Annotated in this window: 17 protein-coding genes; 10 read left to right on the top strand and 7 right to left on the bottom strand. The window is 63.2% G+C overall.

The annotated features are described in order from the left end of the window. Positions 1-272: 272 nt before the first annotated feature. From ACIPYT_RS15875 to ACIPYT_RS15850, 6 genes are all read left to right on the top strand, one after another. Positions 273-578: a hypothetical protein gene (locus ACIPYT_RS15875; protein ID WP_401076418.1), complete on the top strand. Its 306-nt coding sequence runs from the start codon at positions 273-275 to the stop codon at positions 576-578. A 129-nt stretch (positions 579-707) separates the two neighbouring features. Next, positions 708-1,142, top strand: coding sequence for a hypothetical protein (locus ACIPYT_RS15870; protein WP_401076415.1), 435 nt, complete (start codon positions 708-710; stop codon positions 1,140-1,142). Between the two features lie 1,552 nt (positions 1,143-2,694). Further along, positions 2,695-3,390 carry a GntR family transcriptional regulator gene (locus tag ACIPYT_RS15865; protein ID WP_401076412.1) on the top strand — a complete coding sequence of 232 codons (696 nt, stop codon included), beginning with the start codon at positions 2,695-2,697 and terminating at the stop codon, positions 3,388-3,390. Positions 3,391-3,439: 49 nt separating this feature from the next. After that, positions 3,440-4,369, top strand: a complete 930-nt coding sequence (locus ACIPYT_RS15860) for an Ig-like domain-containing protein (protein ID WP_401076409.1) — start codon at positions 3,440-3,442, stop codon at positions 4,367-4,369. Positions 4,370-4,981: 612 nt separating this feature from the next. After that, complete coding sequence (locus ACIPYT_RS15855; RefSeq protein ID WP_401076406.1) at positions 4,982-5,284, top strand: hypothetical protein; 303 nt, start codon at positions 4,982-4,984, stop codon at positions 5,282-5,284. Between the two features lie 33 nt (positions 5,285-5,317). Beyond that, positions 5,318-5,596, top strand: a complete 279-nt coding sequence (locus tag ACIPYT_RS15850) for a GntR family transcriptional regulator (protein ID WP_401076403.1) — start codon at positions 5,318-5,320, stop codon at positions 5,594-5,596. A 274-nt stretch (positions 5,597-5,870) separates the two neighbouring features. Here the strand turns inward: ACIPYT_RS15850 and ACIPYT_RS15845 are convergent, their stop codons facing one another. The 4 genes from ACIPYT_RS15845 to ACIPYT_RS15830 all read right to left on the bottom strand — a co-directional run bounded on the left by ACIPYT_RS15845 (position 5,871) and on the right by ACIPYT_RS15830 (position 10,902). Then, the gene (locus tag ACIPYT_RS15845) at positions 5,871-7,913 is read right to left on the bottom strand and encodes an acyltransferase family protein (RefSeq protein ID WP_401076401.1); all 2,043 of its coding nucleotides are present in this window, start codon (positions 7,911-7,913) and stop codon (positions 5,871-5,873) included. Then, positions 7,910-8,575: a hypothetical protein gene (locus ACIPYT_RS15840; RefSeq protein ID WP_401076399.1), complete on the bottom strand. Its 666-nt coding sequence runs from the start codon at positions 8,573-8,575 to the stop codon at positions 7,910-7,912. Before ACIPYT_RS15840 ends, ACIPYT_RS15845 begins: the two co-directional genes overlap by 4 nt. After that, a complete protein-coding gene (locus ACIPYT_RS15835; protein WP_401076396.1) occupies positions 8,572-9,930 on the bottom strand; it encodes a glycosyltransferase in 1,359 nt (452 codons plus the stop codon). Before ACIPYT_RS15835 ends, ACIPYT_RS15840 begins: the two co-directional genes overlap by 4 nt. Before the next feature lie 303 nt (positions 9,931-10,233). Then, positions 10,234-10,902 carry a hypothetical protein gene (locus ACIPYT_RS15830; RefSeq protein ID WP_401076394.1) on the bottom strand — a complete coding sequence of 223 codons (669 nt, stop codon included), beginning with the start codon at positions 10,900-10,902 and terminating at the stop codon, positions 10,234-10,236. A 611-nt stretch (positions 10,903-11,513) separates the two neighbouring features. Between ACIPYT_RS15830 and wecB the strand changes: the two genes are divergently transcribed. Continuing rightward, positions 11,514-12,662 carry a non-hydrolyzing UDP-N-acetylglucosamine 2-epimerase gene (gene wecB, locus ACIPYT_RS15825; protein ID WP_401076392.1) on the top strand — a complete coding sequence of 383 codons (1,149 nt, stop codon included), beginning with the start codon at positions 11,514-11,516 and terminating at the stop codon, positions 12,660-12,662. 828 nt (positions 12,663-13,490) lie between these two features. After that, a complete protein-coding gene (locus ACIPYT_RS15820; protein ID WP_401076389.1) occupies positions 13,491-14,015 on the top strand; it encodes a hypothetical protein in 525 nt (174 codons plus the stop codon). Positions 14,016-14,037: 22 nt separating this feature from the next. Here ACIPYT_RS15820 and ACIPYT_RS15815 read toward each other — a convergent pair whose 3' ends face one another. The 3 genes from ACIPYT_RS15815 to ACIPYT_RS15805 are packed head-to-tail and all read right to left on the bottom strand — an operon-like array spanning position 14,038 to position 17,154. Then, positions 14,038-14,688 carry a CDP-alcohol phosphatidyltransferase family protein gene (locus tag ACIPYT_RS15815; protein WP_401076386.1) on the bottom strand — a complete coding sequence of 217 codons (651 nt, stop codon included), beginning with the start codon at positions 14,686-14,688 and terminating at the stop codon, positions 14,038-14,040. Then, on the bottom strand, positions 14,660-15,196 hold the full coding sequence (locus tag ACIPYT_RS15810) for a hypothetical protein (protein WP_401076384.1): 537 nt from the start codon (positions 15,194-15,196) through the stop codon (positions 14,660-14,662). The genes ACIPYT_RS15815 and ACIPYT_RS15810 overlap by 29 nt, the downstream gene beginning before the upstream one ends. Before the next feature lie 26 nt (positions 15,197-15,222). Next, positions 15,223-17,154, bottom strand: coding sequence for a glycoside hydrolase (locus ACIPYT_RS15805; protein ID WP_401076381.1), 1,932 nt, complete (start codon positions 17,152-17,154; stop codon positions 15,223-15,225). A 139-nt stretch (positions 17,155-17,293) separates the two neighbouring features. On the opposite strand from ACIPYT_RS15805, the gene ACIPYT_RS15800 reads away from it, so the two are divergent. Together ACIPYT_RS15800 and ACIPYT_RS15795 are read left to right on the top strand one after the other, a co-directional pair. Next, complete coding sequence (locus tag ACIPYT_RS15800; protein WP_401076379.1) at positions 17,294-17,818, top strand: trypsin-like serine protease; 525 nt, start codon at positions 17,294-17,296, stop codon at positions 17,816-17,818. A gap of 25 nt (positions 17,819-17,843) precedes the next feature. Beyond that, positions 17,844-18,053, top strand: a complete 210-nt coding sequence (locus ACIPYT_RS15795; protein ID WP_401076376.1) for a trypsin-like serine protease — start codon at positions 17,844-17,846, stop codon at positions 18,051-18,053. Positions 18,054-18,130 lie beyond the last annotated feature (77 nt).

Below are 18,130 nucleotides of genomic sequence, written 5' to 3'. Positions count from 1 at the left end.
TCGCCTGCCGCTCCTGTTCCGAGGGTGCTCGACACTCACGGCCATCGAGTGGAATCGTTGCCGTGGGAGGCGTGCTGGGCGGCGCTGGCTTCGTCGCAGCGGTCGCTTGTGAGTCGCTGTTCGCGTTAGCGGCCCTTGCTCCAGTGATCACGGGTTATGTCGTGGCGCTCTCCACCTGTACGCGGAGGTTGTCCACAGGTCCGCGAAGCATGACCTTCTTGCCTGATGGCCTTCGAACTGTAGACGTCCCTACGAGCATCTCGTGGAGATCAGTGCTTATCCGCATCCTGCTACTGCTCAATGGAAGCGCGATGCTCTGTGTTGCCGTCGCGAGCTGCGGGGCATCTTGGGAAAGTTCTCCGGTGATTCACATGACCGTTGATGGTTGGTCGCTGTTCACTGCTGCCCTGACGGTCACTCTGCTCGCGAGCTCGTGCGCCGTGATCGCGCAGAAGATTCTCCGTGACCGGACGGCCGGACGTTCTCATCTTCTCGACAAGGGGCGGGAGGCGGCACGACGCGTGGGCTTTGACGAAGGCTACGCGGCCGGCGTGCACTTCATGCGCGGCAACCTCTGATCAGAACGTATTGACCATGAAATACTTAGATGATTAGATGGGTATCGGCCTACTGCGGTTCTCATGTGAGAGCTGGGGCCATCGAGATACAGGAAAGAGCACGTTCGAATGACGATTATGAGAAAACTCATGGCTGCTACCGCGGTTGTTGCAGGGTTGGGTGCGTCTATGCTGGCGACGCCCGCAATTGCGAGCGATCGGATGGCTCCGACGTACACTTCTCAGCTGATCAGCTGTTCGTCGGGTAACTTCAGGGGTGAAGCTGTGGTGAAGTTCTACAGCCACGAACTCGTCCAGGTGTCGGACTACCGAATCATCAAGCTCAACGGACAGAGCGGCGGTAGCAAGGCCAACGTGAACACCACGATCTGGGGAGAATCTCTGTCCGGCTACTACAGTTCCTTTTCCAAGGACAGCCCCGACGCGATGAAGCAGGATGGTGTGTGGCGGCCTCTCGGGCACTCGGCATTCCGGAAGCTCAATAGCTGGCTCGACGTGGAGGTGCAGTTCATTTTTGATAAGTCCGGGAGTGATCCGCGCTGCACTGCGTCGACCGGATACTGAAACGGTCGACGACCGCTCATTTCGAGTGATTACCATCGTCTGCCGCTAGGGTGGGCTCATCCTGGGTAGGGGGCAAGGGAATGCCTTCTTCGAAGGGTGCACGGTCCGCTGTCGGTGCCACCGAGTCCAGGTATGCCGAGGTCGCCTCATCAGTCGACGCACTATTGAGGATGTTCGCATCGACTGATGGGGCGATCGCCGTCGGCCCCGCGTGAGGAGAGTATGTTCCTTCCCGGCTGTTGCGAGTGGGTGAGATCCGGGAGGGCGCAATGCCGTCAGTTTGCACACCGGTCTGCGGCGGTGTGTGAATGCACACGACCTACGACCCGCGCAATTTGAGGCGTCATGCACGGTTACCTCCACATAGAAATACCCGAGGAGTACCTGTGCGCGCTCTCAGCCTTGGAGCTCCATGCGGCCGTCGGTCATGGCGCGGAACGTGCCGAAGCCACATGGGCGGGGGAACAGTCAGCGACACCTGAAAAGTGCGCACCCGACCGGTGTCGTGTTCCTCTCCCCACCTTGCCGGCGGGGGCAGTACGAGCTCTTCTGTTGCCTGTGGATGCTGGCTGCCGAGGGGATGACTTTGAGGCGCTAGATGGGGTTTCGAGCTGGAGACGCTCTCGCATGAACTTTGCCGATCGGTGTCTTGCTTCGGCCACCGCGCGACCGGCGAGGTCTCACTGGCGTGGTCGACGGCGGGATGCGCGCAGGCGACGCGATATGTCGCGAAGATGGTCGCTGCGACAACTAGCGTGCTGGTGCTGGTGCTGGTGCTGGTGCTGGTGCTGGTGGTTAGGAAGGTGCGATCGCGGCGGGTGGTGCCGACAACGGCGTTCTCTCTTATGTCTGCGATGCTACCGTGAGCCACTTATAAGAGGCCGGGGTGAACGGCTCGCATCATTGTTCGAGCAGAGCCCCGTCTCCGACACATCGAGCCCGGTCGATCCGGTCGTATATGCCCCGATCCTCCCGAGCGAGGACCCAGCCCCTTTCACGGATGGCGGCGTCCGGGCGCAGTACGGGTGGATGCTCGACCGGGTCGCGCGTGTCAGCCGGACTCTGAGCGCGGTGACAACCATCCAGTGTCGACGTCATTGAAGTCGGGCTCGCTGTCCCCGTCATTCAGATCCAGCTCGTGCTTGGGCTCGCCCTCGACGACTTGATCGGCAAGCCACTAAGAGTGGCAGATCTCTCTTCAGCCGCGGCGCCGAACTGCACCTCCCAGTGTGGGATCGCGATGCCGATCCGCTTCGGGCGACTGGAAGGCGGGGTCGCAGTTCAACCTGTGTGGGCGCGGCGCAGTTACAAACGGGGCGAGGTGATGAGGCACGAGTATCCGTCGTGGCCGGAGAAGGTGGAGCGCCTTGAGCTCGAACCCATCGAGGTGGACTACCGCCGGAGCTGTTGGCCGCTGTGGGCCGCCAGAAGACTCGCGACGCTCCGCCCCCGCCGCAGAAGCAAAATACTAGATAAGTTGCGACTAGATACTAAGTGTGAGAGACTTGTGAAGCGGAAAATATCAGATGTGCAACGGCGAGTGGAGATGATCATGGGGCGCGAAGACCTGACAGCGGTGCCATTGCGGCCGGCTCCGCTGGGCGATCTGGTGCAGGAACGACTGCTGCGAGATGTGGTCTCGGGGCGATTTGTTCCGGGGCAGAGGCTTAATCTCGACGCTGTAGCGGCGGAGTATGGCGTATCTCGCACACCGGTGCGTGAGGCGCTGCAAGCGCTGGCGCAGATGGGTTTCGTGGAGGTCGCCCGCAATGCGCGGACGGCCGTGGCGCGCTGGTCAGCGGAGGATATGCGTCAGCGTGCCGTCGTGATCACTCGGCTGATGCGATTTATCGCAAGCGCTCCGGAGCAGCTTGAGGATTCTCTGGCTGTGCTTCCTCTGGATGCGGCCGAGTCACATGTGCTGATCTACCTGGATGTGGTGGAGCACTGTGTCGGTGCGAATTTGCCGCGGCTGTCGGGTTTCCTGCAGCGGGTGGTGGTCGCCCCGTTACGTCTTTTTGCAACTGTGGAGGTTATGTCGGCGCACGGCGTTGATCTCGGAGCTGCGGAAGAGGCCGGCGCGCTGCTCGCGGATGCGGTCGGAGCTGTCGCGGCTGGCGATCTCCTTAGTGCCGCGCACGCGCTTAATTCTTACGGTGACGCGTTCGTCACCGTTCTCACTCTCTCGGGGTCCGGTATCGGGTCTGGTTCCCGGGTACAGCGTTCACCCGAAGCCGCGCTCGTTTAACGCGAACGAGTGCAGAACACACGACAGTATTCGAAAGGAACATTTCATCATGAAGAAACTCACAAGCGTCATCGCGACCGTCGGTATCGCCGGCATCGCTGCGCTCGGGGCGGTCACACCGGCCGCCGCCGCCACCAGCGAGGCCAAGATCGAAGCGTCCTCACAGGCAGCTCCCGGCGACCGGGTCGAGGGCAAGCTGGTCTTCTACATTTGGGGCGGCACCTACGAGGGGCGGTATGTCGGATACGGAGATGCGAACGGCGAGCGTGTAAATGCGAAGCTCGGAAACCGCGACTCCGTAATCGAGTATGCGGCCACCTACGAGCTTCCTGCTCCCGGCGCCGGCGCCGGCCCAGTGATCGCGCCAAACGGAAACTGCCTCACTGCGAACCTGAGGGAGAACTCCGACTGGGACCCGCTCTTGAATAAGCCATGCGATGGTTCGGCTCTGCAGAACTGGTTTGTGAATGAAAGTAACCAGCTTGAGATGTCCTCCACGGGGCTCGTGGCGTCGTCCACCCACACGAGTTGGAGTGACTCTGCCATGGTCGCGAACTCAAACACCATGAATCGCCTCGAATTGTCGACGCTGACCCCGGTTGAGCGTGCCGTGCCAGTGGACATCACGGGCCCGTCGGGTACGGTGGCCACGCCGACTCCGGAGTTCACAGGGACCGGTGAGCCGGGAGCATCGATCATCGTGAAGGATCAGGACGGGAACGTTCTGTGTGAGACGACGGTCGGTGCCGGCGGTGCCTGGTCGTGCACGTCGGGAAGCGAGCTCGCTGTTGGCTCGACGACGGTCACGGCGGAGCAGACCGACACGGCAGGTGACAAGACGAGCGACTCGATCGAGTTCGTGATCGTGGACGAGGACCCGGAAGGTCCGATCGTCGCCCCGGCTGTCGCCGCGATCGTGGGACTTGCAGCGCTGACCGGGGCCGGCGTGACCGCGCTGCGCCGGCGCGCCAACGCCTGACACGCGCCACGAGTGCACAACTGCGGGGGCGGGCCACGAGCCCGCCCCCGCTGGCGTTCGCGCCGCACCGTCACGCGCGCGATCAACGAATACCGCCTCGGTCCATCAGATGCCCATGATCGCTCCTACTCTGTCGGCCAACGCGTGGACGTGTCGACCGCGTGCGGGTGTCGGGCGGGGGTCTACCTAACGCCGATGTCCCCGACGACGGTTAGCCGACGGGCTGAATCGATGGTCCGCTGTGGTGGATGCGGCTCACGACGCTATTCCGTCTCGCGATCCCTCGTGGCGGCGCGTCAGTACATGACTTCATGGACCACGGTATGAGTACACCCGATCGTGGCACACCACACTCCTCAAGATGCCCGTCCGCGAAGACGGTCCCATCTTGGCATCTCACAGCGATCGCCGAGGGGCCCTGAAACAGGGTGAGATCCTGAAGGATGTCGAGATCGAAAGGTGGGCTGGGGCTCCCCGAAAGCCGGTTCGGAATGCCCCCCGGCGATGCCTAGAATCGTCGAGCTCCTCCCCCAGAAGAGCACATGGTTGACGATGGCCGATTGGCCACGATTCGTCAATCGATTGGGGCCCCTCGCTGCGCTGTGCGAACGCATGACCGCTGATCCGGCGCCGCTGCTGACAGTTGCAGATGTGACGGGCCGGTCGAGGGTCAATGCGCGGCCGAGCCCCGGCGGCGACCTGGCTGCAACTCCCGCGGTCCTCGGCGAACCTCCGCAGCTGATCCTCGCGACGTTTGGCAACTCGGTGTCCTCGATGCACTACGACATGCTGATGTCTCGCCTTCGTCGCGACGGCACAGCCTATCGCCGTGAGAATTTCTTCATCACGCCTGCTGAGCTCGACGAGCTTGAGAGGGTTCTCGTCGGTCGTGACGCCCGACACCGCTCGCCGTGACAACGTCGCCCAGGTAGTCTCCCGCATCCGTCCGTGCGGAGCGCAGAAAGGGTGACTCGTGGCATTCCCTCCACCGAGCAAAGTCCTCCCCGCCGCCTGCTCCGCGACGATGTCTACACTGCCCTCCACGATTCAACCATCGACGGCGCAACCGAGCCGGGCGCGGTGCTCCGTGATGAAGAGCTAATCGCGTGGCACGGCGCTTCGCACACTCCGATCAGACGAGCGCTCGACACGCTCGACCACATCGAGCTCGTAGAAACGCCCCCCTGCCGCTTCACGAAGGTCGCGAGTTCGACGCCGCCTTGGTAGACCAGGCGACCTACGCCATGGGGATCCTTCACCAGCGCGCAGCGCGGCTGGAGCGTGCGCGCTGACGCCGACGCAACTGGATGAGAGAAGGGTCAGCGAGGTGATGGCTGCTGCTGTTCGACTCGTGACGTCACCGACGACATCGATCGGGACGCGCCAGTCCAGTAGGTGGAGTTTGTGCGTTCCCCAGCAGTTCGGTCGTGCAGTCCTGGGGAGTGCACCATCGCGGTCTTCGCGTCAGTGGTGCGCTTGTTGCGCCGCAGCCAATTCATGGTCAGCGACCATCGAGCGCCTTGGCGATCTGGTTTTCGAGCCACGGTGCGAGCAGGGCCATCCCCGCTTCGCCGAAGTGCACGCCGTCGACGTACAGGGCCCGCTCCGACGCATCCTCCGTCGGGCAGTCCGAGCCCTGTGGGCACGCCCCCTTGGCGAAATCGAGCAGGCGGACATTGGGATGCGCGCTGATCACCTTCTGGGTCACCTCGTGTACCTTCGCGAGTCGTTCAGCGTCGAGGCTTGTGCCCGGTCGAGGCTGATTGTTCGCCAGCAGGATCAGTGGCGGTTCCTCGAGCTCGTCTCCGATCGAGACCAGTGCTTCGAGTTGTGCGAGGTACCGGTCGTTCCATTCGGGATCGCCGGGCTTGACCCACTTGCCGTCGATGAGCTGCTCATTCGCATCCCACAGGTTACGGAGGAGATAGACATCGGGAGAGGATTCTGCGTTCGCCGCCCGCAACTTGTCCTTCCAGGGCCAGCAGTGCTGCTGCGTATCCATGACCCAGCCATCGCCGGCCCGCGCACTGTCCGCGTCGAAGATACCGCAACCCGGCCAGGTGACGTTCACCGGATTGACTTGATCGGATCCGAAGACGTCGAGCGCGCTGTACATGTTGTGTGCGACGGAGTCGCCGATCACGGCTGCGGTGACGACGTCTTCCGAGGTGAGCTGCACTGAGGGATCGATCGGGAAGATGTCGTTCCCGGAGGCTCCTTGAGATACCGGTGACCCAGCGGCAGCCGCAGCCGCCGAAGCGCGAATCTGCTGCTCTTTGTTGAGGGGTAGGGCGAAGGTCAGTGCTGCCACCAGTGCGAAAGAAAGGGCGATGGAGATCGCAGCTTGCATCCCCGTCCAGGTACGCAGCCGGAGCCCTTCAGCGAAGACGTGGTGCACGATCACGGAACCGAGCCAGGTGAGGATGCCTCCGACTGCGAAGAGCGCAAGCGGGTGCATCGTGCCAGCTGTCGCCTGCTGAAGGAGCCAGAATACGGGGAGGTGCAACAGGAAGAACGAGTACGACATCACGCCGACGTGACGCAGAGGTGCCCAGGAAAACGATCGGATGAAGGCGTTGGCGGGAAAGCACAGCGTCGCGGTGAACGCCGCGATGCCGATGGACACGGCAGCGATGCCACCCTGGTAGAGCCACGCTTCGTGGTACGACGTGGTCATGACGCTGACAGCGACAATCAGCGCGAGCAGAACGGCACTCAGCGAGGTCAAGATGATGCGAGACCTGACTGGGGCGTTGTCGCGGGCCCACCGCGGCGCACGGCCGAGGATCCATGACACCAGAGCGGCGAAAGCCGCGCCGGCGACAAAGCAGACCGCGCGCACGTCCGTGCCCATGTACAAGCGGTCGGTGTTCGAACCGTCGAACAGGAGGGGAGCGACGCTAGCGCTCACCACCAGGGCGAGAAAGAGGATACCGACCATCCGACCCGGACGACGGCGCGCGATCGCCCAGCACAGCAGCATGAGCAGCGGCCACGCCATGTAGAACTGCTCCGTGACGGAGAGGGACCACATCTGGCCCAGAGGAACGATCTCTCCCGTCTGTTCCCAATAGGTTCCGCCTGCGACGACTTGGTGCCAGTTGGCGATCTGCAGGAGGGAGAACAGTGCCGTGGATGCGGCGGAGCGCAGCTCGTCGAGAGTGCCGTAGTGCCACACGCAGAGGAGGGTCACCGCCAGGGTGATGATCAGCGCCGGGATCAGCCGTTTGGCGCGTCGTGCGAAGAACCGGCCTACTTTCATACGGCCCGTCGAACGGAGCTCTTTCATCATCAAGAAGGTGATGAGAAATCCCGAGATCACGAAGAACGCATCGACGCCGAAGAGACCGCGGGTGGACCACCCCGCATGATAAAGCAGAACCGAGATGATAGCGATACCTCGAGCACCGTCGACACCTCGGAAGTGGATCGGCGCTGCCGGCGCAAGTGCGGGAGACGCACCCTCAACAGGTCGGTTGGCTTCGATTGCCAGCTGACAGTCGCGGTTCTCGCGTCTGGTCGTCTGCGCGTGGTCGTTGTTCATGATTGTTTCCCTGGATCTTGAGTCGGCGTGATCTGGTGGATCGCTCGGTGGCGGGGTCTCCATACGAGTCCGAAGGCGACGGATACTCCCATCGGGAGCAGGATGAGGATCAGCAGTGGGTTGATGAGCAAGGCCGACCAGAAATGAATAGGAGAGGTGAGAGCGACCGCGACGCCCGCGAGTGCCACCACGATGAGGCGGTGGGCTTCCAGCGAGAGCAGGTGCCGACGGATGACCGGGGATGAGTTGGCTTTGGCCGCGCGCGAATTACGAGCAGTTAGCACATCGGTGAGCAATTGCAGTGTGGCCGCGCAGACGATGCACAGTGCGAAGAAGGTGGCGATCCATCCCCAGAAGTACTCCCCGCCCATCAACCACACCGCGATCACGGAGCCGAGAAGCAGGAGTTCACTCGCTGACACGATGCGGTCGATTCGGGGATCGAGCGGTGCATCGAGGGGGCGTTGACGGGCGGCGACTGCGCGCAGGCATGTCGCGATCGAGGCAAGTCCAAGGAATATAGCCACGCCCTGCCAGTTCCCGTTCACTACTGTCGTTCCGCCGTTGTGCCAGAGGACGAGGCCTCCGGCGGCGACGAAGGCGAGATCGCACGCGAGAACTCCGAAGGTTCGGAGCGCGAAGCACAACGGCGGCATGATCACCGCTCCACCGCAACAGAGCCGTTGACGTAGACGTGAGCCTCCGCGTTGCGCCTGGTCTTCGACCAGCCGTTCCTGCGACGGATGATACGGATGAACGCTCGGGCGATGCAGATGTACATGTAGTACACGTAGAACCACACCCCGATTCCCCACCCGAGAGCGGTGAGCCAAGTGGCCTGAGGTTCGCAGCGAACCTTGTAGACGAAGCCCCACACGGCGAACGGGGCGACCGAGAGGATAGAAACGAGTCCGGCGATTCCCCAGAGCTGACCGATAGCGTCCTGCACAGCAACCGGGTTCTGGGCCCACTCATAGACCTGAGACCCGAAAAGCACCAGAAATGCTGCGCCGCCGAGCATCTGCAGGAACGGGAGAATGAGGTAGTACGTGGTCTCGATCACGCCGGCGCTATCGATGTGGTGGGACTTGACGACCTCGCCGATGTACTTCACGCATTGAATGTTGCCCTGCGCCCAACGGGTGCGTTGGGTGAGTAGACGACGGAGGGAAGGCAATGCCTCCTGATGCACCTGCGTGTCGAAGACGTGCTTGACCTGGTACCCGGCGAGTACGACATGGACACCGAGCTCGTAGTCTTCCAGCAGTGCGCCGTGCCAAGGCTCGCCGTACTGCACTCCGATCTCGTCAAGGACGGAGAGTCTGGTGAACTGCCCGTTTCCCCCGAGCCCCACCGTTCCGGTCTTCGCCCGCAACGACTGCATAGCGGCGATCGTGGTGCGGAACTCGAGATCCTGCATACGCAGCAGATAGCGCGCGAACGCATTGCCAAGGCGTCCGCGCTGCGGATGCGGCATGACATCATCGCGGTTCTTCATCCAGACCGCGATCTGCGCAGCGCCCACCTCGGGGTCGCCAAAGATATCGTCTGCGGAGCACACATCCAGCGCATTGGGCTCCATCTCGCCGTCAGCATCGACGACTACCACGATGACGCGCGATCGATCTGCAGCAACTGGCAACCAGTCGAGGAGCCGGTGGTAGGCGAAATTCAACGCGTCGCCCTTGCCGGTGCGCGCCTGCGGGCGACGACGCTGGACCAGGTGCACGTGGGGATCGGTGTCGGCGAACCTCTGCACGATCATCGCGGTCGCATCTTCGCTGTCATCATCGATCACCCACAAGTGCGCTGCTGGAAAATCGCGGCGCGCGCGGGTCACGGTCGTTTCGATCACGGCTTCCTCATCTCGGCACGGAATGAAGAAATGCCACTCGAACGCGCCTGAATCGGCGGGAGTGACCTTGGGGTAGCGCAGATAGGGGACGAGGATGAACACGATATAGGTGACGAACGCCACGCCGAGCAGCACTGTGAACGCGTTGAGGATCGAGAACATGAGAACCACTTTCGGTTTAGCGGGGAGGCCTAGGCATCTGTACATCTAATATTTTACAGTAGTTTAGGTCGGCGCTCCTGGGAGTGCGCTGTGTAAGGACCAATGGGCCCGCCATCGAGGATGGCGGGCCCATGAGCATCATGGGATGCTCCCGAACGAGCGCTCGCCCCGAAAGGCAACTGACGAGCGCGGGCCTTTCCCGCCCTGGTTCGTTCGAGTCGACGGCGAGGCGGCGTCGCTCTCCTTATGTGGCGACGCTCGAGTCGGCGGTCCAGCCGACGTTCCCCGCGGTGGCCTGTGTCGTCACGACGACATGGTGTCGCCGGCCCTGTTGTCTCGTCGTCGGAGGCGACGCGGGCGTTTGATTCCGACGATGAGCACAAGCGCGGCGAGGCCAGCGCCGTAGCCAACGATGCCGACGAGGGAGCCGACGAAGGTGTGGCTGAGAGGGAAGCCGGTATCGAACTCCCACACCTGAGTGGCGACGCCGATCAGTCCCAGGCGGGCGACATTAATTGCGAGGACGATCAGCCACATCACCGCCGTCGCGACGAGCACCCGTCCCCATCGGGCTCGAGTGAACCCGAGAAGGGCCGCGGCGACAAAGGTGAGCGGGACACCGATGACAAGCGCGGTGCACTCGATGGTGACGCGGACGCCGATCAGTGCGCCTTCCTGCGTCCAGACATAGTAGACGTTCTCGTGCGCGGGGATCTGATCGATCGCGATCGGTGAGAGCGCCCAGGTCGCGAGCGTCGCCTCCATTGCTCTGAATGCGTCGCTGTGCAGCGCAAGGAAGGTGACGCCGGCGGTGAGTAGCGCAGCCACGAAGATCCGCATCGCGCGGGTCAGACGTGGCATCCACGGGGAAGATTCGATGCGCGTGGCGAGCGGATATTGGTTGGAGATGGTGGTCATGATGCGCTTTCGGGTGGAACGGACGGTGCCCAGCCGGGGAAGCAGCATGGACATCGCGGGGACAATGCGGTGGTGACCGCGGCTTACGCGGTGGGGGCAGTGCGCTGGAGCCACCGACTACGGAGCACGAGAGCGCCACCGATGAGGAGGGTCAGTGCCCCGACGGTGATCGGGAGGATCGGGTCGGTTCCCGTGGTGGCCAGCACTCCTGTGCCGATTCCGCCTGCGATGGGGGTAGCGCCGTTGTACATATTGCTCCTTAGGGAAGTGGCCCGGGGGTGGGAACCCGCCCCGGGAGAGGTGGTGCGTTGTGGTGGCGCGCGTGTTGTACGCGGCCTTCGGGGCGCTGCGGCAGCGACGCCAGGAGGGGTAGACCTTCGCGGATTGGTTTCCGCGGAGCCCCGCACTCGATGTGCCGTCCGGTCGAATTTCGATCTCTCGACCGGAGCGAGTTGTTCCGTGATCACATCGTGCAGCAATCGTTCGCGCAAAAAGTCGCCCAGCCGTGCCGGGCGCCTCGAGGCGAACTCGCGTTGCCCCGAGGGGAGAGCCCCTATCGCTGCAAGCGTGTCCAACCATCAACACATCTGATATTTTGTTTTCACCAGAAGTCTGCCATACTTCAAATATCAGCGCAAGCCAATCTAATATTTTGGAGGTTCGATATGGCGACTAAGTCGATTGCGGTGGTCCTCGGGACACGACCGGAGATCATCAAGCTCGCTCCGGTGATCAGGGAGCTGGGGGAGCGGGCATGGGTGATCCACACGGGCCAGCACTATGACGCGAAGATGTCCGGTCAGTTCTTCGAGCAGTTCGGTATCGGGGCGCCCGACGTGATTCTCGAAGGGATCGGCGGCGCGAACCGAGGCACTCAGATCAGCGCAGCATTGCAGGCGCTCACGGATCTCTTCCTCAAGAACCGCCCGTCCGCGGTCATCGTCCAAGGCGACACCAACGCCGTCTCCGCGGGGGCTCAGGCAGCGAACTACCTAGGGATACCCCTGATCCATGTCGAAGCGGGGCTTCGTTCCTACGATCGGGCGATGCCCGAGGAGTTGAACCGCCTCGTCGTCGGCGCTCTCGCTGACGTCCACTGCGCCGCCACCGACCTCAACGCTCGCAATCTTCTCGGGGAGGGTGTCGACCCGGCCCGCGTCATCGTCACCGGAAACACCGTCGTTGAAGCGACCCTCGCATCTCTCGAACAAGGCGACGGCATGATTGGCCGCCACTTCCCTTCCGGTATTGCCCCGGAAAAGTTCGTTCTCGCGACCATTCACCGCCCCGAGAACACCGACAGCCCCGACGCGCTCGAGCGCGTCCTGCGCGGACTCACCGCCATCGAGCTTCCTGTCGTGCTCCTCACTCACCCCCGTACTCGTCTCGCGGCCGAACGATTCGGCCTCACTGACTTCTTCGACGAACTCCATGCCATCGAATCCGTCGGACACTCCGAGCTCCTGGACCTCGCCCAGGCAGCGACCCTTCTCGTGTCTGATTCTGGAGGCCTTCAGGAGGAAACGACGGTTCTCGGCAAGCCCCTCCTTGTCGTGCGGCGTTCCACCGAACGCCCGGAAGCCGTCGACGCCGGTTTCGCGCGCCTCATCACTCCGGACAAGAACATCGCGCGCGAGGCAGCTGAAGTCCTCGAAAACAATGGTTTCGGCACGGATCTGCGCACAGCGCAGTCCCCATACGGGGACGGAACCGCCAGCCGCACGATCGCCACCATCGCCGCACACATTGACAACGGGCACGCTCCTGCACAGGCCATCGCGCTCGTCGAAGCCTCGCACGACCTGGCTGCCTGACTGATGAACTCAGAACCCATGCCTCCGCCTGCAGCACTCGCGACCACACCCGCGACTACCGCAGCGTTCGAGGTCACCGTCCAGCTTCACAGCGGCTGGTGGATCGTCGACATCCCGGACATCGGGGGCTGAACTCGAGTCGCGACGCTCGACGAAGTGATCTGCTGCAGGACCGACTGTCACGCGAGCCACCGTCATCACCATCGAGATCCACATTCGCCGAGCTAGATAGGACGGCACCACCCAAACGCGCCGGTCTCGACGACCGCACCCATTTGAGGAATGGAGTATCACGCGATGTCTCTGCGCCTTCGGCGCGATCGGGGCAGGTGACTAAGCTCCTGACGGATCGTGTTCGTCTTCGCTTGGCGAGACCGATAGCAGACAGGCTTCGGCGGTCGCGGTCACCCGTGTGGAGCGATGTCGTCTGAACCGGATCAGCCGCATCGACCGGGTGAGAGGAATCCTTGGTCATCGCAACGAGATGTACGAAGTCTACGTGTCCAGAGCTGCGACGTTCTTCCGTCTGGAGCGCTCGATTTCGCGGAACTCACTCACGTCTTTCCGTTCGCTTTACCCTCACGGTGTTTGTATCGATGTGTTGGCGGGCGCGGGAGCTTGACTGCTCGTCAACACGTTTCGGGAAATGGGCGTGCGCCCTCCTGCTCCCCTCTCGGGAGGGCGCACACTCGCCAAGCATCACGCTCACTTGCTCGCAACCGACCTGACGGGTCCGCCTTCGAGAGCCCTGCTTGTCGAAGACTGCGCGGAGTCGGGAGGGTCGCTTCGTTGACGGCGAGATAACACCCTCGGTGTTCCGATCTACTCATGGATACGACATCGAAACTCAGAAGCCCAGGTGGAATCTCGCGAACGCTCCTCGGACTGGGCGCAGGCGCAGCGCTCGTGCTCGTTATGACCGGTTGCGGCCCGACGAGCGATGATCTCGCCTCGGCGACGCGTGCGGACGATGCGTCCAGCCAGTCTGCCCAATGGGGAACGTGCATGCGCGCTGCGGGGTTCGACGTCCAGGACCCTGATGAAGATGCGTTGAAGTCGGGCGTTCTCTTCGCCCCGCCCGGTGTCGCGGAAGACGTGTTCCACGACGCGGCGCGAGAATGCCTCCAGGAGGTGGGCATCGACGGGGTCACCGGCGAGGAGCGGGACAAGTGGGAACGCGAGTACGCCGCGGTTGAAGACTGCATCCGAAAGAATGGGTACCCGGATTTTCCCGCGCAGGAACCGGGGGTGCTCGATATGCAGGGCTATCCGCGGGCGGAGGAGCCGGAGTTCGAGCAGGTCTTCGCAGACTGCATCGCGGCGCACTCTCCGGACACCAAGACGGGTAACTGACGACCAGCGACTTCCGCTCATTTCAGAGGGTCGGGAGCACACGAAGCCGCTTCACCATCGTCACCGCGTAATGCGCACTCGCGGCGTAGTGCCCCACCAATCCGGCGATGAAGACTGCCTGCCCGCCCTGCACGAGAAGGTCGTAGGCCCAGACGGGTTCCGGCGCCCAGGCGATCCCCACGAGAAAGAGAGCGATCCCGACGAACAGCAATCCGGTTCGCCACTTGCCCACCGGCGTGACCCGCACCCCTGGGTTGCCGCGGAAGGCGAGCAGTGCGAAGACGCCGAGGAGAAGGTCAGGGAGGAACAGCGCCACCATGATCGGCCAGGGGAGAAGCCCTGAGATGACGAGGGAGGGGGCCGCGACGCTGATCGTCAGCCGGTCGGCAAGCGGATCCAGCCATCTGCCGAGGTTCGACACCGCGTGCATGCGGCGGGCGATGAAGCCGTCGAGGAAGTCCGTGAAGAAGACCACGCCGAGGGTGATCGCCGCGGCTCGCAACTCGCCGCCGCACAGCAGGAAGGCGAACACGGGGAGCAGCAGAATCCGGCCCGAGCTGATGAAGTTCGGCAGGGTTCGCCATTCGTCCTCGCGGAAGAGATGGTGGATCAGACCGTTCGCCCTGGACGCGCTGTCATGCTGGTTACCGCTCGGCGGACGCTGCGAGCGCATCGAAGATCTCGGCGTATGTCTCTCGCAACTCGTCCCAAGTCCCCTGGAGGTCGATGCCCTCCGGGGAGGGGATGGTCGCGAAGTACCCGTACTGAAGTAGAGGAAGGGGAGCTCCAGGGAGGGTGAGCTGCTGCGAAAACGCTCCAGACGACTGATTGAAAAGAAGTTCGTGATGTGCGACGTTGGAGCCCCAGTCCGGCGACGGCCAGGAGATGAATCGCGCGAGTGTCGGTGCCGCTCCGGCCTCGACATCTGCGACGTAGCTGCCGTAGTGGTCTTCACCGGGGGAGAGGATCTTGTAGGACCCGTTGTCCGCGTAAATGAGAAGAGCTTCCGGGTACGGCTTCTCGGCGAACATCTCGGTGTAGTAGAGCGCTTGAGCATGGACGGGACGTCCGAGCGTCGGTTCTGACGCATCGTCGGCGGAAGGCGCGGCCGCGGGCGCGGTCCCAGCGGCGCCGGCGACGATAGCGACAGCGGCGAGGATTGCGAGGGTCCGATTCTTCATCGTGGTCTCCTTGTGAATTGATTCGATCAGTCCGCGGGCGCGGAAGGGCAATAGGTTTTGGGAGGATCGGCGTCCGTGTCCGCCACGATGCATCCCGGTGGCGTTCCGTACGCTCGTCCGGCGCCGAAGTTGGCGGTGAGCGTGAGCGCGGGCGACAAGTCGTCGTCCCCGAACGTGGTGCGCTGAACGTCGTCGGTCAACCGTTCGAAATCGAGGAGCGGAGCGGTTCCGGCAACGCTCTGGATGTGCGCGAAGAACGCCTGGGTCGCGGCGATGTCGCTGCCATGCGCGTCGAGAACGTCGTGGTCGAGCGCGTAGATCGGAGGTGAGTTGTACAGCAGCGTGGTGAGGGTCCGTGTCCGCTCAGCGCCCTCGAATTTGTACATGCCCATCTCCCAACGATCCGTCGAGGTGAGCGCGTCGTGTAGCACGGTCTGATACAGCGGTACCCGGTAACGGGGATCGATCATCTCCTTGCTCAGGCTCTCCGGAAGCCGCACGGGCCTGAAGAAGAACGCAGGCCGCTCGGTCGGCCAGTACCCACCCCACTGTTCCTTGTCCTTCTGCAACGCCCAGATTCCATTGGACAACACCGTCGAGGAGCCGTGAGAGAAGCTCAGCGCGGGGTTTGCCCACCATTCGGCCTTCTCGGAGCCGAGAACGAACGGTTCACCTCCTGAAAGTCTGCCGCTCGACAGCGCAAGCATCCGCGCCAGCCGATTCTTCCGGTCGACCTCCTTCGTCTGCGGGTGGGCGGTCGAGTAGTCGTCAGCAAGATCTCCAGTGGCGTCGACGTCGAGGAAGTAGGAGTCGACACCGTTGGCGGAGAGTTCCTGCACGCGTGAGGACAACACCCCGCTGATTCGCTCTTGCTCGGCCATCGCCGTGGAACTGAGGGTGCACCCGCGACCGCCGAATCCCTCGAGGGGCTCCCCGTCTTCTCCGATGGCGCATGCATCCTGCCATATCGAGCCGGGCCAGATAGACGAGTAGCTGTCGGAGGTCGCCGGGTCCTGAGCGTTCTCCCACGTGTCGTACGGCCCTGTCAGGAAGCCGGCATCGCGCGCGGCATCGACGGTATCGGCGCTCATGCCCGCGACGTCCACGTTGTATCCCAGCCACGCGGCAGTGATGCCCAACTCCTCGAGACGACGGATCAGGGCGGGGTCGTCTCCATCCCCCCACAGGTAGCCGTGTAACGCCCCACGCAATCTTTCGACCTGCGGGTTGACATCTGTCTTCTCGTCGAGAGTGACGATGCCGTCGTGCTCGAGGAGCCAGGAGCGGTAGTGGCGAGCCGCATCGATGGGCTCGCCGGACGTACGCGACATGGACACGCGATAGTCGCCTGTACCCGATCCAGGTCGGAACGCGTGAGTCGCCGAAGCGATCAGGCGGCCCTCGGGTGCCGAGAACGACAGAGTCGTATCGAGGTCGTCGTGGATGATGTAGCTTGCGCCTGACGAGTCGAATGTGGTTCCCCAGAACGGCATCGTGAGGTTGTCGGAGACGTTCCACGGCTCTCCGGTGAGTTCAGAATCATCCGACCACCAGAAGCTGTCGTCGACGGGGACGGTCTGGCCGTCGCCGTTCGGGAACTCGATGGAACGAGTCGCGTCGTCCGTCGCGGTGACTGGCCACACGAGTGAGGTCGGGGAGCCTCCGGCCACCTCCGTCATCAGACGGTCGTTCTGCACATGCACGAAGACTGTGAGGTCCAGCTCGGGGTACGACCAGAGGAATCCGTCTCCGGAGGTGGACACGTCCGTGCGTGGACCCAAGTCGGTCGGCGTGGGCCCGGACCAGATCGCCGAGCGCCCCGCGGGGTCGTGAAACAGCACCTCGAGTGTGCTCGGATCCACGATGGCCGTGCCATTCGGCAACGCGACCATCACCCGGTCTGAGGCGCTGTCGGCGCTGGCTGCGACTGCTGCGAGCGTCACCGCGCACGCGACCACAAGAGACATTGTGTGACTGAGCCCTCGACGACGCCGCATGTGGGCAAGCTAGGTGAGGATGTGTTTGGAAGAAGTAAAATTCTGTGCCGCACTCCATGGATTACGCGAGCTTTACCTGCGCGCACCCATGCTGGCAAACATGACCATGAAGGCGCGAAGGAAGATCCTGTGGGGTGCGGTGGGAGGGTGCCTCCTCGTCTCCAGTATGTTGATGGCGATGGGGGAAGCCGCCGCTACGGACCCTTCGAAGCCCGATGTGATCGGCGGCGAGCATCGATGCTCCGGGCCGTTCTACGACAGCTCCATCGTCCTGACAGCTGCCCGCTGCGTCGGCAGTTCCGGGCTCACGGCCGGTCTGTCCGCCGTATTCGGGCGACACGATCTGAGCACAGGCGACGGCCTGGAGATAGTAGCGGTCGGGGCATGGATTCATCCGAAGTGCGACACAGGTGTCGGTTACGATCTTGCGTTTCTTACACTTGCCGAGCCCGTTCTTGATGTGGAGCCGGTGACCCTGCCGACACCAGGCACGGATGCGCTCATCAAGCCGGGTCACGAGGGAACGATGTTCGGCTGGGGCAGACTCACCCCGCCCAGCGCGAGTATTCGGAGGTCTTGCGGCGGGCCGACGTCCCGTTCCTCGCGTCGGGCGAGTGCGCGTTGAGCTGGGGAAATTGCTCAAAGGTGCGATGGCTCTCTACGCCGGCAAGGACGGTGTGAGTTCCTGTTCCGGCGACAGCGGCGGCCCACTCGTGCGCGCCATCGGGACCGCGGTGCATCAGGTCGGAGCCGTTTCGCCGGGGTGGGGACAGATGTGCGCAGCAAGGAGAGCCCGGCATCTGCACGTCCCTCATCTCCGACCGGTTCGCAACTGGCATCGGTGGCGCAGGAACCGCTGACGCAGACGTTCGGGGGGGGGGTTGACCTGTTCGGCGTGACTGGCGAGAGCCGCGTCATGCTCGCGGAGCGCACGCAG

Source organism: Microbacterium sp. NPDC089695 (assembly GCF_044749085.1).
GTDB lineage: Bacteria > Actinomycetota > Actinomycetes > Actinomycetales > Microbacteriaceae > Microbacterium.
Note: the sequence above shows the minus strand (reverse complement) of the source record. Positions and strands in the feature narration are given on the sequence as shown.